Origin of the sequence: Paenibacillus sp. FSL H3-0333, from assembly GCF_038002805.1 — a bacterium.
Lineage (GTDB): Bacteria > Bacillota > Bacilli > Paenibacillales > Paenibacillaceae > Paenibacillus_AQ > Paenibacillus_AQ silagei.
Map to the genome: position 1 here is coordinate 5,168,670 of NZ_JBBODG010000001.1, position 14,413 is coordinate 5,183,082.

17 protein-coding genes are annotated in these 14,413 nt (G+C 54.0%); 1 reads left to right on the forward strand and 16 read right to left on the reverse strand.

Annotated elements, in window-relative coordinates; genetic code table 11:
• Window position 1: 1 nt before the first annotated feature.
• The 6 genes from MHH78_RS23200 to MHH78_RS23225 all read right to left on the reverse strand — a co-directional run bounded on the left by MHH78_RS23200 (window position 2) and on the right by MHH78_RS23225 (window position 4,940).
• Complete coding sequence (locus tag MHH78_RS23200) at window positions 2–775, reverse strand: cupin domain-containing protein (RefSeq protein ID WP_445668063.1); 774 nt, start codon at window positions 773–775, stop codon at window positions 2–4.
• Window positions 776–1,386: 611 nt separating this feature from the next.
• The gene (locus MHH78_RS23205; protein ID WP_076074033.1) at window positions 1,387–1,938 is read right to left on the reverse strand and encodes a YfiT family bacillithiol transferase; all 552 of its coding nucleotides are present in this window, start codon (window positions 1,936–1,938) and stop codon (window positions 1,387–1,389) included.
• Window positions 1,939–1,957: 19 nt separating this feature from the next.
• Complete coding sequence (locus tag MHH78_RS23210) at window positions 1,958–2,152, reverse strand: hypothetical protein (RefSeq protein ID WP_076074030.1); 195 nt, start codon at window positions 2,150–2,152, stop codon at window positions 1,958–1,960.
• A 63-nt stretch (window positions 2,153–2,215) separates the two neighbouring features.
• Window positions 2,216–2,956, reverse strand: coding sequence for a GTP pyrophosphokinase (locus MHH78_RS23215; RefSeq protein WP_036729701.1), 741 nt, complete (start codon window positions 2,954–2,956; stop codon window positions 2,216–2,218).
• Window positions 2,957–3,195: 239 nt separating this feature from the next.
• A complete protein-coding gene (locus MHH78_RS23220; RefSeq protein WP_076074025.1) occupies window positions 3,196–4,230 on the reverse strand; it encodes an HD-GYP domain-containing protein in 1,035 nt (344 codons plus the stop codon).
• Window positions 4,231–4,481: 251 nt separating this feature from the next.
• Window positions 4,482–4,940 (reverse strand): hypothetical protein, encoded by a 459-nt coding sequence (locus MHH78_RS23225; protein WP_341168937.1) that lies wholly within the window; start codon window positions 4,938–4,940, stop codon window positions 4,482–4,484.
• A gap of 81 nt (window positions 4,941–5,021) precedes the next feature.
• Here MHH78_RS23225 and MHH78_RS23230 point away from each other — a divergent pair, with 81 nt between their 5' ends.
• Window positions 5,022–5,321: a Dabb family protein gene (locus tag MHH78_RS23230; RefSeq protein WP_341168938.1), complete on the forward strand. Its 300-nt coding sequence runs from the start codon at window positions 5,022–5,024 to the stop codon at window positions 5,319–5,321.
• Here the strand turns inward: MHH78_RS23230 and lepB are convergent.
• From lepB to MHH78_RS23280, 10 genes are read right to left on the reverse strand one after another with little or no spacing between them, the layout of a single operon-like run.
• Entirely contained in the window at window positions 5,318–5,815 is a 498-nt protein-coding gene (gene lepB / locus MHH78_RS23235) for a signal peptidase I (protein WP_341168939.1), read from the reverse strand. The two genes, MHH78_RS23230 and lepB, sit on opposite strands and share 4 nt — an antisense overlap.
• A gap of 25 nt (window positions 5,816–5,840) precedes the next feature.
• Entirely contained in the window at window positions 5,841–6,242 is a 402-nt protein-coding gene (locus tag MHH78_RS23240) for a DUF4265 domain-containing protein (RefSeq protein ID WP_076074015.1), read from the reverse strand.
• A 33-nt stretch (window positions 6,243–6,275) separates the two neighbouring features.
• Window positions 6,276–7,148 carry an SDR family oxidoreductase gene (locus tag MHH78_RS23245; protein ID WP_341168940.1) on the reverse strand — a complete coding sequence of 291 codons (873 nt, stop codon included), beginning with the start codon at window positions 7,146–7,148 and terminating at the stop codon, window positions 6,276–6,278.
• Between the two features lie 42 nt (window positions 7,149–7,190).
• Window positions 7,191–7,766 (reverse strand): CDP-diacylglycerol--glycerol-3-phosphate 3-phosphatidyltransferase, encoded by a 576-nt coding sequence (gene pgsA / locus MHH78_RS23250; protein ID WP_341168941.1) that lies wholly within the window; start codon window positions 7,764–7,766, stop codon window positions 7,191–7,193.
• Between the two features lie 34 nt (window positions 7,767–7,800).
• Window positions 7,801–8,946, reverse strand: coding sequence for a GNAT family N-acetyltransferase (locus MHH78_RS23255; RefSeq protein ID WP_143803494.1), 1,146 nt, complete (start codon window positions 8,944–8,946; stop codon window positions 7,801–7,803).
• Window positions 8,943–10,259, reverse strand: coding sequence for a F390 synthetase-related protein (locus MHH78_RS23260; protein WP_341168942.1), 1,317 nt, complete (start codon window positions 10,257–10,259; stop codon window positions 8,943–8,945). Before MHH78_RS23260 ends, MHH78_RS23255 begins: the two co-directional genes overlap by 4 nt.
• The gene (locus tag MHH78_RS23265; protein ID WP_341168943.1) at window positions 10,256–11,110 is read right to left on the reverse strand and encodes an MBL fold metallo-hydrolase; all 855 of its coding nucleotides are present in this window, start codon (window positions 11,108–11,110) and stop codon (window positions 10,256–10,258) included. Before MHH78_RS23265 ends, MHH78_RS23260 begins: the two co-directional genes overlap by 4 nt.
• Window positions 11,107–12,099 (reverse strand): NAD-dependent epimerase/dehydratase family protein, encoded by a 993-nt coding sequence (locus tag MHH78_RS23270; RefSeq protein ID WP_341168944.1) that lies wholly within the window; start codon window positions 12,097–12,099, stop codon window positions 11,107–11,109. The genes MHH78_RS23265 and MHH78_RS23270 overlap by 4 nt, the downstream gene beginning before the upstream one ends.
• On the reverse strand, window positions 12,096–13,313 hold the full coding sequence (locus tag MHH78_RS23275) for an ATP-grasp domain-containing protein (protein ID WP_341168945.1): 1,218 nt from the start codon (window positions 13,311–13,313) through the stop codon (window positions 12,096–12,098). Before MHH78_RS23275 ends, MHH78_RS23270 begins: the two co-directional genes overlap by 4 nt.
• Window positions 13,303–14,304: a beta-ketoacyl-ACP synthase III gene (locus MHH78_RS23280; RefSeq protein ID WP_341168946.1), complete on the reverse strand. Its 1,002-nt coding sequence runs from the start codon at window positions 14,302–14,304 to the stop codon at window positions 13,303–13,305. The genes MHH78_RS23275 and MHH78_RS23280 overlap by 11 nt, the downstream gene beginning before the upstream one ends.
• Window positions 14,305–14,413 lie beyond the last annotated feature (109 nt).

Sequence of the window (14,413 nt, forward strand, 5' to 3'; positions counted from 1 at the left end):
GTTATTCGGCCCCCGCCTCATGCACTGCTTGCGGAGGAGCCTGGACGTATTGCTGCTGGCGGTAGGGCTGGGCATACGGCTGAGCATAATAACCGTGTACCGTCATCGGCTGGTATCCGAAGGATTGCGGAGCCTGCTGCGGGTGCATGTAAGGCGGCATGTTCGCATTAGCCATCATCGGCGTCATATTGGCAGGAGCGATGTGGGTTCCCTTCATATTCTCGGCTGCCGCCTTCACAGGAGGACAGCAATCCGCAGGCGGACCAATGAAGGTCTGTGGCTTCACCGGAGCGAGTGCTTCCTTAACCAGCGCTTCATTAAGGCAGTAGGTATGTGCCAGCACATTAGCCGGAGTTAAGCTCAGAAGATCCGAGCCGAGGATGACCTCCGGTGTTGGAGCATCGAAGATCGCCAGCAGATGGGTGCAATCCATCGTGGCCACTTCATAATGCCACCAGCCCTGCGGCACATTGGCAACCTGACCCGGGGTGATCGGAAAATGCAGCAGCTCGTTCGTAAACGGGTTGATCAGCGACACCACAGCCGCGCCCGAGATACAATACACCAGCTCAGCGGCATTTTGATGATAATGCGGCTCGACCACATTGGATCTGCTGAGATAGATATCGAGCAGCGAGGTATTCTCCAGGGTGTTCAGATTTTTGATGCCCAGTACGTTGATATAATTGCAGTCATCCTTCTTGAATAAGGTGTTGCCGTTCATATCAAACGTAAACTGTGTATTGGGCGACGTATAGTCCATATAAGAGGTCACACAAATCCGTCCTTTCCTCGGGGCCGTTTTTTATCGTTCTGGTTATAGGATATGTATCCGCCCATGCCCAGGTGACGATGAATAGCTCCGCCGCACAGTAAATTTGCCCCTTAAGCTGAATACTTAGCTGGACAGGTCAATTCGACAATGGATTGGGCGGACGGGCTGGGCTGGATGGGGCTGCAACCATAAAAGGAGTAACGTCTCACATGCCCCGCAGCCTCACGAATGTATACTGTTTTCCGCATACATTTCGCCCGGAGCCCCACTTCCGCCCGAATGTATGCTGTTTTCCACATACATTTTGCCCGGAGCCCCACTTCCGCCCGAATGTATGCTGTTTTCCGCATACATTTTGACCGGAGGCCCCGTATCTGCCCCAATGTATGCTGTTTTCCGCGTACATTTTGACCGGTGGCCTCGTATCTGCCCCAATGTATGCTGTTTTCCACATACATTCGGGACACCACGCCCATTGTATTCGGTTTTTCGTATACACTCCTTTCCCCGTTTACTCGTTGGGCCTCCACACTCTTTTCCGGTTCCGGACAAAATAAAAAGACGGAGGGTACACACCCTCTCCGTCTGTTCATGGTACAACAAAGTTATCGTTACCAGCCGCTTCGCTGGATCAAAGCTGTAATCTGCGCGATATGATGGCGGCTGTGCCAGATGTACCTCTCCACTGCGGTATCTAGTGTCATCTCACCGAGACCACCGCTTACAAAGGTCCGGTTATAGTCCTCAGGCTGCAAGGATTCCAGTAAGTTCGCGAATCTGCGGTTAAGCAGTCCGATGAGCTGGAGTGAGGATTCCACCGGTTCGTTGGAAGAATCGCTCAGCTCCGCCCACAGATCCTGTCTGTAGCTTGGAACCTGCGGTGCTTCCTCCGTCAGACCCCGCTTGAAGCGGAGGTATGCATACATGCCCGTATCGGCGAGATGATGCACGACCTGAACCACAGTCCAGCCGCCCGGCCGGTAAGGGGTATGCTGCTGTTCCGCCGTTAGCGGTTCTACTGCTGCCCGCAACTCATCTGCCAACTGACTAAAGACCGCAACCGATGCTGCCCGCACTTCTGCTGTACGGTTCCCCTTAGCGGCGAATCTTCCAATCGGGTATTTTAACAATTCCAGCTCCTGTTCTTCCACATTGTCGTTCATTTCGCTCACAGCTCCTTTATTATTGTTGTTTGGATATCATACCATTTTCGGGTGACAACAGCGCATAGGCCTCTTCCAGTGTTCCCGCCGTAACATCAGGCTTCACTTCCAGCTCCCAGGGCTGTCCGTTCCGGTTGAGCCAACAGGACTTGATTCCGGCTCTGGCTGCTCCAAGAATATCTGACGCATAGAATGGTTCGAAGATGCTTGTCACTCATCCTGTAATCGCTCCCTTGATAACCCCTGTATGTACATGTCTTTCTTGTCAAACCATCATCTATTCCTTCAACAGCTTAACAAAGTTATCCGGCAGACTGAACTGCTGATTGTTAAGAATCATATCCCGCAACTCGGAGAATGGATCTTCGTCCTCCTGCGAATCCTTGATTTCCTTAATTTCACGGTGCAGCCGCTCCATCTGCAGATCGAGCTCGTACGCCTTGTCAGCCGCATTCTTAAGTTCACGGGTCAGATGCTCAGGAACCGCCTGGCTGTATTTATAGAAGATTTTATGCTCCAGACTGGCCCAGAAATCCATAGCAATCGTGCGGATCTGTACCTCAACACAGACATGCTCCTGGCAGTCCGACATGAATACGGGAACCTCGATAAGCAGATGCAGACTCTGATAACCGTTGGGCTTCGGGTTTTTAATGTAATCCTTAACCTCAAGCACCTTAAGATCGTCCTGCTTCTGCAGCATAGCGCTAACCTGATAAATATCCGAAATGAATGAACAGGTGATCCGCAGTCCGGCGATATCCTTGATACTGGATCTGATCTGCGGGAGGGACAGCTCACTGTTCTTGCGCAGCATTTTCTTCATAATGCTCTCCGGGGATTTGATCCGGGACTTGGTATGCTCAATCGGGCTATAGTCGTGAAGCAGCTGGAATTCCTCTTTGAGGATATCAATCTTGGTCTCCATCTCGGCAAGTGCGAACTTGTAAATCATCATAAAGCGGGTAAGCTCATACTTGAGCTGCTTGAATTTCTCTAACTGGTTGTCGGTATGCATCTTCATTTCTCCTTTATGCTGCTGTACAGAATGACTATAATCTCCATACAACTCTTCCATCTCTCATTAATCATAGCCAATCTATGACGTGAACACAAACCTTCCTCCGGTCACCGGGACCCTCGGGTCTGTCCTCCTTTCTTCTCTCAGCCTACGAAAAAAAGCCAAACCGTCCAAAAGGACAGTCTGGCCGTTCTTTAGAAGCGGGCGCTGTTGACAGCGCCTCTTCATCTGGTTATTCAGTTCACCACTTCATCAATGGATAGGCTGCGTTCACGCGACAAATCCCGGAAGCCCTCGCCTACTTTTACCAGCGGCTTAAAGAGGTCCAGCGGGTTGTTCATGACGATCATGCCCACTTCGCCGTTACTGAGCTGTACATTCTTGCCCACGAAGCTCGGCAGTAAATGTCCGGTCAATGCCTGCACCACCGTCTCATTCAGCTTGCCGAAGCCCATCTCATGCACCTTGCGCAGCACGGTAACCAGCCCCTGCTTGGGACGGTTTGCAGTAGAAGTGGTGAGCGACATATAGATGTTGGCTACCGAAACAATCTGGGCGTACGGATGAATCTCTTTTTTGAGCAGCTGATTCGGATAGCCTGAGCCATCCTCATACTCATGATGCTGGAGGGCTACCAGCGCGGTAACCTCGTCCATCTGGGAGCCGCGGATCAGATCATAGCCATAGAAGGTGTGGCGCGCCAGCTCATCCTTCTCGGAATCCGTCAGCAGACCCTGCTTGTTCAGGATCGATAGTGGCACTTGGCTTTTGCCGATATCATGCAGATAGCCCGCACGGCTGATCTGGTAACGCTCCTCCTTGGAGTAACCCATCCACGCTGCAATGTAATAGGATAATAAGCCCACCTGTAATGAGTGGTGATATGTATCGATGTCATCCCGGTCCAGCAGGAGCAGCAGGGAGACAACATCCTTTTGCCCCTCCAAGGTCTCCAGAAGCGGCTTCAACGTATCATCGACTGCAGACTGCGAGAAGCTGCCCTTCGTCAAGGCTTCCAGAAAAATCGCTTCATAATTCAAAATAGCGAGATCAAAATCATCGTGCAGCCCGTGGCTGGGCGCAGGTTCAGCGTCCGTATACAGCCCGCTGCGCGGCTCGATATCGACATAATCAATTTTGTGCCGGATCAGGATACTAATCTCTTCCCGCTCCACACGCGTCCCCTTGGGGAGAACGTGCAGCCCTACACCATTGAAAGTGTCTGCCATGAGACAATCACCGTGCTTCAGATCCGTGACATGTACTTTCAAGTACCAGCACCCCTTTTGTATTAAATATAAGAACTTACAGGTTTCACACGGTAACTTATCCTTCTATTTCTCGCTGAAACGTGCCGTCCTTGAAAGGACGGCCAAGCTGTTTCCGCTTGATAGGAATATTCCGTTATGCTCCACTTGATCATAGTCAACAGACGGTAAAGTAACAATCCGGTCAAAGTCACAAACTCCCCGTAATCTAGTGCTATAGAATCCCTGTCTTTAGACGCCTTTCCATATTCTGTTCAGAGCCATCTGACAAATCTCTTGTATTTTAGCCTAATTTCGTTCTCTTCCGCCCAGTTCATTAGTCTCTTCCTTCCCGCTGCCGTGTCTTCTGTGAACCTGAAACAGAGATTAACCGGGACAATCCGTTTGCCATCAGGTAATATTCCTACTATTGGACCATCTATGTAAATGGCCTTAATCCCTGACGCAGAGATGCGCTCTTTGCGAATAATAAGCGAATCTGTCCCCCATTGAAGCTGGCGTTCCTTGCGCAGCGCGTTGATGAGAATGAAAAGGCAGGCCGCAATGCTAAGTCCAATCCAAACCAGTCTGATGTAGTATAAATAGAAATGCCTATCCGGGTCGAGGTTAGGGGGCAGTGCCAGAATAATTATGGGAATCAGCACACCTATCAAGGCTTTAAAAGGATTAGGCGCTTTGATTCGGTCGGTTATGGCTAGGGAATCTCCGGTCAACGTATTCAACCTCCATCCGGCTAATTTGTAGTATAATCGCTAATGCAGTCCAACACTTTGTCCAAGGAGGATCATTCCATTATGTATGAGCATCTCGTCGTCTTCCGCTTCAATGAGCAATTCGAACCAAGCCAGGAGCAAGCCCTGTTACAAGCACTGCTGGCGCTGAAAAAGCAAATCCCCGGCATCATTGACCTTACAGCAGGCGTTAATGTAACCGAGGAGCAGGAGAATGTCCACGGCTATACGCTGGGGCTCCGCGTGACCTTTGAGAATCAGGAAGCCCTGCGTGCATACGGGCCGCATCCGGCCCATCAGAAGTTCGTGTCCATGCTGGACGGAATTCTGGAGAACGTTGTGGTGGTCGACTACCCGATTTAGAACAACTGGTTCACATCGAACAGTACTTTTCCGATCAGCGCATCCTTGTCTACGAACGGAGTCTCCCATAGGTGAGCATCATAGCTGACGTTACGGTTGTCGCCCAAGAAAAAATACTGGTCTGCGGGAACGGTGACCGGTCCGAAGGTATAGGTCATCTTTTCCTGCAGGTATGGCTCATCGACCGCCTCATGATTACGGTACAGAGTGCCTTCCTTGATCTCAATCACATCGCCCGGCAGCCCAATCAGCCGTTTTACATATCTTTTATGCGCATCTTCCGCAACCGGCGGATGGAACACCACGATATCGCCATGCTTCAGTGAGGTATTCCAGAGCATTTTGTCCACCACAAGCCGGTCATTAACCGCTATAGTCGGAATCATCGAGCCGGTAGGCACACGCATTGCTTCTGCTACGTAGGTACGAATAAATAAGGATAGAATAATGCCAATGGCAATACTCGGCACCCACTGCTTCAAGAATTTTTTCAACTTCCTTCACCTCAGATTCATATAATTAGCCTTCAAAATGCTCAATAATCCGCGACATTTCCAGCTCCGCGTCTACTAGAGAGTGCTTAGGCAGATAAATCACCAGCAGTCCGCCGAAGATCTGCTCCCATCTGCCCCCATGCTCTGTAACCCGCTCCGTGAAGCTGCGGATCTCGCCGGAAGCCGCCGCCTCTTTGCTGAGCAGCCAGGCATACCGGACAAGCCCGGACTTCTTCACCGTCTCAATGTAATACGCGATCCCCTCACGCTCACTCACTCGGATAATGTCGCCAAGCGCAATCCCCGGGTTAAAAATCGGCGTCTCCTCAATCCGGTAGATATCCTTGTCGACCCGGGTCACATCCAGCACCTCAATCTCCCGGCCTTGCTCATCAAAGCATATATGTAATCCTACCGTTCCCGGCAAAAGCATCCACCCCAATTCTGTTCTGTCATGCTATCATTTCATCGCCCGAAGTGACCTCGAGATGATGCCCTCGAGCACCTTCCAAGGAAGCAGGGCCTTGCCGATCATCAGCACCCGCGAGCCCCGGCCAACAGGATAGCGCAGCTTCGGCGCACGTAAGGCAGTGATCCGTCCAATCAGATCAGCCACCTCCTGCGGATCGGGAGCCGTCTCGGACGCCCGCCGGGAGTACCGTAGCACCTCCTCAAGCCTGGTGTGATACGGGGAGCCTTCATTTGTGTGCATTCCCGTAATCCCTTTGTCCCAGATAGGGGTACGGAAGGAGCCCGGTTCAACCAATACAACGCGGACGCCAAAAGAGAGCATCTCCTGGCGCAGACTCTCGCTGAATCCTTCCACCGCAAACTTCGAGGCGGCATACGGACCATAGCCCGGGAAGCCGCTCAGGCCGCTGACACTGCTCACGTTAATGATCAGACCGCTGCGCTGGACACGCATTAGAGGAAGCACCGCCTTCGTTACGGCAATCAGGCCGAAAAAGTTAGTCTCCATCTGCCCTCGCCATTCCTCCATGCTGACCTCTTCCACGAATCCGCCTACGGCGAAGCCGGCATTGTTCACTAGCACATCAATTCTGCCGGCGAGCTCAAGACTAGCCTGAACGGCAGACGCAATCGAGAATTCGTCCGTCACATCCAGTGCCAGCAGATGAATGCGCTCCCGTACCCCCGCCTGTTCAGCCTGCTGAACAAGCTCCTTGCTGCGGCCGAGATCCCGCATGGTGGCAATGACCCGGTACCCTCTGCGGGCCAGCGTAACTGCGGTCAGCAGCCCGAATCCGCTGGAGGTCCCTGTAATCAGCGCAACCGGCTCATGCCCATGGGACTGATTTGGATTAGTGTTCATGGGGCACCTCCTTTTTTAAAGATGTGATGTATGAGCTTCCAATTACAGCAGCTGATAATTGTTCTTAATGTAGTTGTAACCAGAGTATACAGTTATAACTAATGCACCATACATCAGGGTTAGGTCAACAGGGAAAGAAGTGAACATACTGAAGGGCGCATTATTCAAAAGAATGGCCGAGATAGCAGCAACTTGCAGGACCATTTTCCATTTACCGTATTTATCGGCTGCCAAAGCTACCTTCTGCGCTGAAGCGGCGATACGGACACCCATCATTATAACTTCCCTCGCTAATATTAAAAAAGCAATCCAAGATGGGATCATGTGCAGACTCACCATTAGAATAAGCGCAGCGGCAACAAGCAGCTTATCTGCCAACGGATCAAGCAATTTTCCTAAATTTGTTGTCTGGTTATATTTTCTCGCCACGTACCCATCCAGCTTGTCTGTTATAGAAGCCACTATAAAAACTACAGCTGCATAAAAAACACCATGTACCTCTAAATATGCCAGGATTGAGAATTGGTTGACCCATGCTTCCGGGTAAATGGGAAAAAGGGCAATAAACAGCGGAATCAGCAATATCCTGAACAAGGTAATACGGTTAGCTAAGTTCATCTTCTGCCTCCTGTCTCACATTCATGGTTCCGGCCTACAGCTTCAGCCTCTGAATAAGCGGCATGCCGATCCGCCGGAGCAGCAGCTCCAGGATGGACCAGCCGCAGCGGCTCAGCAGAGAGGTGCCCCGGTCATACACCGCCGAATATTCGGTGGCTCCGGCCGCTCCCCGGTTGCGCTTGAACTGGCCGACGCCGGAGCTCTCGTGCAGTAATAGTTCCCTGCTGCCCGCAAGCCCGATCAGCACAGCGGACAGCATACGGTAGAGTCCTAAAGACTGAGGCAGACTCGTGTCATAACCGAACAATGGCGCAGTCATCGCACCCTCCCGCTCATAGAAGCCAAGCACCGCATCCAGCCTTCCCTCCTTGCGCAGACCGTAGATTTGCAAGGTCCGCCGCTCCAGCGCCAGGGCAATATAGGCTTCGGTGAACTGCGGATTATAGGCCGAATATTTATCGATATACAGCAGTCTGTACAGCTCCACGATCCGGGGAATGTCCTCCCGTGTAATTTCCTCCGGGCCCACCTCAGTATAGCCGTGCTTCGCCAGCAGATTCCTGTCGCGTTTGACCAGCCACCTGGCCTTCGAGCCGGAGGTATTCGGATGCAGCAGGTAGATCTGACGGCTTGGAACCAGCTTGCAGCCATATCCTTGCAATTTGACAATGTGTTCTCCCGAAGTCTCCCGGCTAAGCGAACGATACATTAAGGTATAACCCGGATAAGTCTGCCGGAGGTAATCCAGTATCGCCGTCAGCTGTTCCGCACTTAAGGCAGGATACAGATTGGTGGACAGCAGCCAGTTATTCACCTGAACCACCCGGTTGAACCGTGCTTGTCGCAGCATCCAGCCCATGCCTGAGAGCATTAGCGACAATAGGCCCTCTAGAAGCCGGTTATTGAGCAGCGCCAGCTCCTCACGCGCATAGCTGACATAGTGGGTATAGGGTGAGCATACATACGAATTGTCATAGTCTGCTTCGTTGACGGTAATCGGAACCGGCAGCCCATCTATGGTCAACACCTTAATAGTTGTACTCACATTATCGATAAAAGGTTGCGCTCCCCGCTCCAGCAGCGGAGTAAGATACTCCCGGGCATACCGCCCGTACTCCGTATCCGGCCAGTCCAGCCCGGTCACAGAATCGCGGTCATATTGCGTTACCCGGTCCTTCACGGCTTCCAGCCCCTCTCCACACGGCGCAGCTTCACAGTTCCGGGCACGAAGCTGTAGACGGTAAAAGTCAGCTGCGGCGGGATGCAGGACAGCCTGGCGAACAAGCGCGTCAGTTCTGCAGTAATCTGCTGCTCCGTCCCTTGATCAATGCCGGTTCGTGTACGATAGGAGATTTCCAGCTCAGTGAGGCTGTGCTGAATGACCCGGTAATGTTCAATGTCTGCGGAAGCCGCCAGCACAGCCCGGGTAACGAAATCAGGGAATACTGTAACGTGCGTGCCGTCTGCCGTATGGGGCAGATACAGGATATCATCGCAGCGTCCTTCGATCCGCTCAATGGCCGTGAACAGTGAACCGCATGGACAAGGCTCCGCCGCTTCGGTCAGAATATCATTCAGCCGGTAGCGGACGATGGGCTGCACACTTCTGGAGAAATCAGTCACGATGGGCACGAACCGGCGTGATTTTTCATCCAGCATTTCTTTGCCGATATGTACAATATCTTCATTAAGATGCAGCGTTCCGTGACTGCAGGTCGCACCGAGGAAGCCCTCGGTACACTGATAAGCCTGATGGACCTTCTGCCCGAAGGTCTGCTCAATCTGCTGCCGGTCGAGAGGGTCAAGCACTTCCGCAACCGCAATGATCCGGCGGGGATGCAGATTCATCTCACCCGATTGCTGTGCCTCAGCCAGCAGACGCAGCATGGACGGCGGTGCAATCCAGATATCCGGCTGGTACTCCTTCATACGGGTCAAGAGCCGGGGAAGCGGCTCCAGCAGATCGAAATACCGGAACTGCAGCCGTCCCTGCTTCACAGATTCATACAAATTACTATTTGCCCGCAGAAAAAATGCAATGCTCGCCCGCTTCCACAGTCCACCCGGCAAAAGCTTTGCCAGCACCGTGCCGGTCCAGGCAGCCTGCTCTTCTTCGCCAACGAGAAAAATCCCCCGGTTGCCGGAGGTTCCCGAGGACAAGCCGACGGTGACGCCTTGCAGCGTAGGCTTGAAGTTCCTGCTGTTCTCCGCTTCATAGGCCTCGGCAAAGGCCTGCTCCTTCGTAATACCCGCAGTGTTAAGCTGATCGAAATTCTCCATCATCTCCGGCTTCCCGATCACCGGGAAACTCCGCCATTCCTTGGACGGAATACCTGCCCACAGCTCCCTGTAGAACTTCGAACGCTGCCTCACCTTCTCTACATGAAGCCGGATACGCTTCTCCTGCCACTGCTCGAGTGCTGCCCGGTTCTTCCAGCGTCTGCCCCACTTGGTGAGGATGTAATGGGTGATTACCAGCCTGAGCCGCTTCATGTCACACCTCCCGTTCCCCAGTGCGCAAGCGCCTCGCGGCAATGGCTGGGCACAATCCGAAGCAGGGGAAATTGTTCATGCAGCTGGCGCAGCCGCTCGAAATTGCGGTGGTATTCTGTGCGGCTGGACATGATCAAGCCTGCTGCCAGGTGCGGCTTGCGGTTCTCGCGAAACGCGCGGCTGGACCAGACCGTATCTGCACAGAGCAAATAATCATGCTGGGCGGTGGAGACGAATACGCCGATCATCCCGGCGGCATGGCCGGACAGCTCAACCGCCAGCAGGCTGCCGTCTCCAAGCAGATCATAGGCGTCCGTGAACGGAAGGCCTTGCGGCAACGCACGCTTCGCTGAGGCTTCATCCACAGGAATGGAGCGGAGGATGAAGTCATCCGGCAACAGCCCGGGCAGGAATCCCGCCTTCGTCGCCCGCACCGGACCCAGCCCGCTTACGGCATCGTAAGATTTCTGCAAATAAATATACTGTGCCTGCGGGAAATCCCGTACCCCGCCGATATGGTCGGCATGAAAATGCGACAGCACCACATACCGCACCTCCTCCGGCGAGATCCCGCCTGCCTGCAACCGCCGCACTGCACTCTCTTCCTCTCTATAGACTACCGGAGTGATCTTGCGGTATAGAGAGGCTGGCAGACTTGCTGTCTCCTGGAAGAAACGCGCACTGTAGCCCGTATCGAACAGGATCGGTCCGTATTTCGGATGCCGGATCAGGGCATAGCCCGCCGGGAAGGCAACCGGCTTCAGTGTGCCTCCACGCAGCGTCAGACGCTCGGGATGCAGGCAATAGCCTGCAGACAATATAGATAATTCAACTGGAATTTCTGTAATCATTGCTGTTCCCTCCACCATTCTGCAAAGGCACGAAGTCCCTCGTCTGTTGTTATACGCGGTTGATAACCCAGCTGCTCGCGGGCCAGTGTAATATCCAGTGTCTGGGAGATACCGAGTGCGGCTGCAGAATAACGGGTCAGCAGCGGCTCACCCGGGATAGGCAGCACCTTGTAGATCCCCTCCATTAAGGCCGCTGCGGTATAAGCTACCGGGTAGGGCAATCGCCGGGTGTGCAGCGGAACCCCGAGCAGTGAGAATAGCCGGGTGACCAGCTCTTCGAACCTTAGCGGCTCACCATTAGTAATATTGTAGACGCTGCCGGAAGCAGAGAGCGGGGCTTCACAGCAGAGCAGCATGGCATCGACTACATTCTCTACGCAGGTGAGATCAAGCTTGGCCGCTCCGCCATTCATCAGCGGCACCCCCTTGCTCTCATTCGCTGCCAGCAGCCGGGGGAACAGGGCGTTGTCCAGCGGGCCGAATATAGCTCTGGGCCGGAGCATGAAGGCGGTAAGCCCTTCACTCGAAGCTTGACGGACAACCTGCTCGGCAATCAGCTTCGTTGCTGCATAAGCATTGGCCGGCCGGCCGGGAAGCGGATCACTCTCCCGGATGCCGAAGCGGGGCCGCTGGCTGGAATACACACTGGGCGTGGAGATATGAACCAGCCTTCCTACGCCATGCCGTTTGCACCCCTCAACTATATGGCTCGTAGCCTCCACATTGCATGTATAGAACTCCTTGTACTTCCCCCAGGGTGACGACAAGGCTGCACAATGGAACACCACATCCATTCCCCGGCAAAAGCCATAGGCAGTCTCCGGGTCACGCAGATCCCCGGCCAGGAACACTGCACCTTCCTGCTCCAGCTGCTTTCCCTGCTCCGGGTTGCGTCCCTGCGCGTAGACCTCCCAGCCCATCCGGGCCAGCCTCCGGGCGGTATGCCGTCCAAGAAATCCGGTTGCACCTGTTACCAGCGCTTTGGTCATGCCTCACCATTCCATTCTATATCTTCAGTTAACGCCTCTGTGATCGAGATGCGGTGCCGCCTGGCTGTCTTCCAGGCGGCGTATACTATGCGGAACTGCTCGCGGGCAGGGCGGCGGTCATCTTTGCGGTAGACCACATCTGCTGCTCCAAGCAGCGCTTGCCGCCAGCTGCCGAAGCCCCCGGGTCCCGGCTTCAGCCCGCAGCCCAGCATGGGCAGCGTCAGCATGGCTGTGCGGGCTGAACGCGGAACAATGACTGTTCCGCTCTGCACGAGCGGTCCGGGATTGAGCAGCGCCTCCGTCAGTCCTTCCTCCGGCGTGAACAGATGAATCCCGCTTGTAGCGCGCGGATTGCATTCAATCGGATACAGCGTCCCGTTCTCCGGTTCGATGAAATCGAATCCGATCTGGCCGCTGAAGCCGGTTGCTGCGGCGAACCGCTGTACCCATTCCAGAGCCGCAGGATGCTCCAACGGTTCAAAATAAACGCTGGCCCCGCTACGCCCCGTTCTGTACCTGCTGTCATACGCAGCATGCGCCACAACTGTGCCTTCGTGAAGTATGCTGTACGTACAAACCGCTCTGCCTTGAATGTACTCCTGGGATACCCAGGGAGCCCCGGCCGATAGTCCGGCTGGAGGCTCTATTTCTCCCGGAACGCGGTTATGCGGATTAGTTGAAGCGGGTCTTTTATCCGGGAGAATGACCTTCGAGGCAAAGCGGGAATATGCAGGTTTGTAGACCCGCTGCTCTCCCTCCTGCGCTGCCTGCATCACGGCTCCCCGCCATTCTTCTGCACTGCTGATCAGCAACGTGTCCGGGACCTTGAAGCCGAGCGAACGGAGCAGGATCATGAACTCCCCTTTATGGTGCAGCCCGGCCAGAATACTCCGATCTGGCGTAAGTACGCGGCACCCCGTCAGATGCTCAAGACCGGCAGAGATATAGAATATCTCCTCGCAGGTCGGAATCAGGCAATGAATTTCCAGTTCTTCCGTTAACGCAGCCAGACGCTGGACATAAGCCTGCGGGTGATGCCTTGGGGCAGGCACCCGGAAGCTGGCCTCGACGGCAGAGGATACCCGGCACAGATGATACTCAGCGCTTTCTGCCACATATACCTGGTGGCCTGCCGCCTTGAACAGCCTTGCCAGCTCCAGGGCTACCGGGGCGCGTCCGCCGGTAATCAGAATACGCCGGGCTTCAGTACTCAATAATCATGCCTCCCAGAGACAGCCCAGCCGCTGTGCCGATCAGCATGATCCGGTCTCCGCGCGATATCCGGCCCTGACGGATAGCTTCATGCAGCCCCATCGGAATGGATGCAGCAATCGTATTGCCATGGCCTGCGGTATTGTCGAGGAAGCGGTCCTCGGCAATTTCCAGCTTTTTACGCAGGAGACGCATCGCCATTGCACTGCCCTGGTGGGGAATGACCAGCGTGAAGTCGTCCATCTTATTGCCTGTGGCGCTCAGCATGTCTGCAATGAAATCCGGAAGCAGCTTGGACGCTTTGCGGAATATAGCCTGTCCATCCATATGGAACAGATAAGGTAGTGCATCCTCTGCTGTATAATTCTGGGGATGCAGTCTGGTCCCGCCCCCGGCAATCTCCGAATAACGCGCACCACTGCTGTAGGTTTTGAGCGAAGCATGGAGGATCCGCGAGGAATCACCGGTCTCCGCAGGTCCGATCACCACCGCTGCCGCTCCGTCACCGAACAAGGCCGAGCTCTCCTTATCCTGCCAGTTCAGCCCCACCGATGCAATCTCAGTGGCCACCAGCAGCACATTCTTATATCTGCCCGCTTCCACCATGTAGGACATTACATCAAGCCCCACCAGAAAGCTGAGACAAGTCGCATCGATATCAAAAGCCGGCACACCGGAATCAGCCTGCCCCATGGCCTGCTGAATGAACACGGCGGTACTCGGCAGCGGCTGCTCCTTGGTTCCGCTCGTACACACCAGACAATCGACCTCACTGAAGCTGAGGCCTGCATCGGCAAGGGCCGCTTCAGCAGCTCTTGCGCCCATGAAGGAGGCGGTTTCATCTGTACCGGCGTAATGGCGGGTGCCAACGCCCGTGATTTTATTCACCCAGCCCGGTGCTGTGCCAAGGATCTGATCAAGCTCTGCATCACTGACTACACGCTCCGGCAAATATTTGCCTGTTCCTTTTATTTTCACATGTCTAAGCTGCATAATGCATCTCCCATTCCTGTGAGTACCAAGATGTCGAACATTATATATTATTGTAAACTACAGATACATTCTACTAGATTTTCCGGCAGAGTCATATACACAAAAGAAG

Excerpts from the sequence above, each read along its gene's own strand:
- MHH78_RS23205 (WP_076074033.1), bottom strand. The coding sequence starts at position 1,938 with ATGAACGACAATGTGGAAGAACAGGAGCTGGAATTGTTAAAATACCCG.
- MHH78_RS23215 (WP_036729701.1), bottom strand. The coding sequence starts at position 2,956 with ATGCATACCGACAACCAGTTAGAGAAATTCAAGCAGCTCAAGTATGAG.
- MHH78_RS23230 (WP_341168938.1), top strand. The coding sequence starts at position 5,022 with ATGTATGAGCATCTCGTCGTCTTCCGCTTCAATGAGCAATTCGAACCA.
- MHH78_RS23245 (WP_341168940.1), bottom strand. The coding sequence starts at position 7,148 with ATGAACACTAATCCAAATCAGTCCCATGGGCATGAGCCGGTTGCGCTG.
- pgsA (WP_341168941.1), bottom strand. The coding sequence starts at position 7,766 with ATGAACTTAGCTAACCGTATTACCTTGTTCAGGATATTGCTGATTCCG.
- MHH78_RS23260 (WP_341168942.1), bottom strand. The coding sequence starts at position 10,259 with ATGAAGCGGCTCAGGCTGGTAATCACCCATTACATCCTCACCAAGTGG.
- MHH78_RS23265 (WP_341168943.1), bottom strand. The coding sequence starts at position 11,110 with ATGATTACAGAAATTCCAGTTGAATTATCTATATTGTCTGCAGGCTAT.
- MHH78_RS23270 (WP_341168944.1), bottom strand. The coding sequence starts at position 12,099 with ATGACCAAAGCGCTGGTAACAGGTGCAACCGGATTTCTTGGACGGCAT.
- MHH78_RS23280 (WP_341168946.1), bottom strand. The coding sequence starts at position 14,304 with ATGCAGCTTAGACATGTGAAAATAAAAGGAACAGGCAAATATTTGCCG.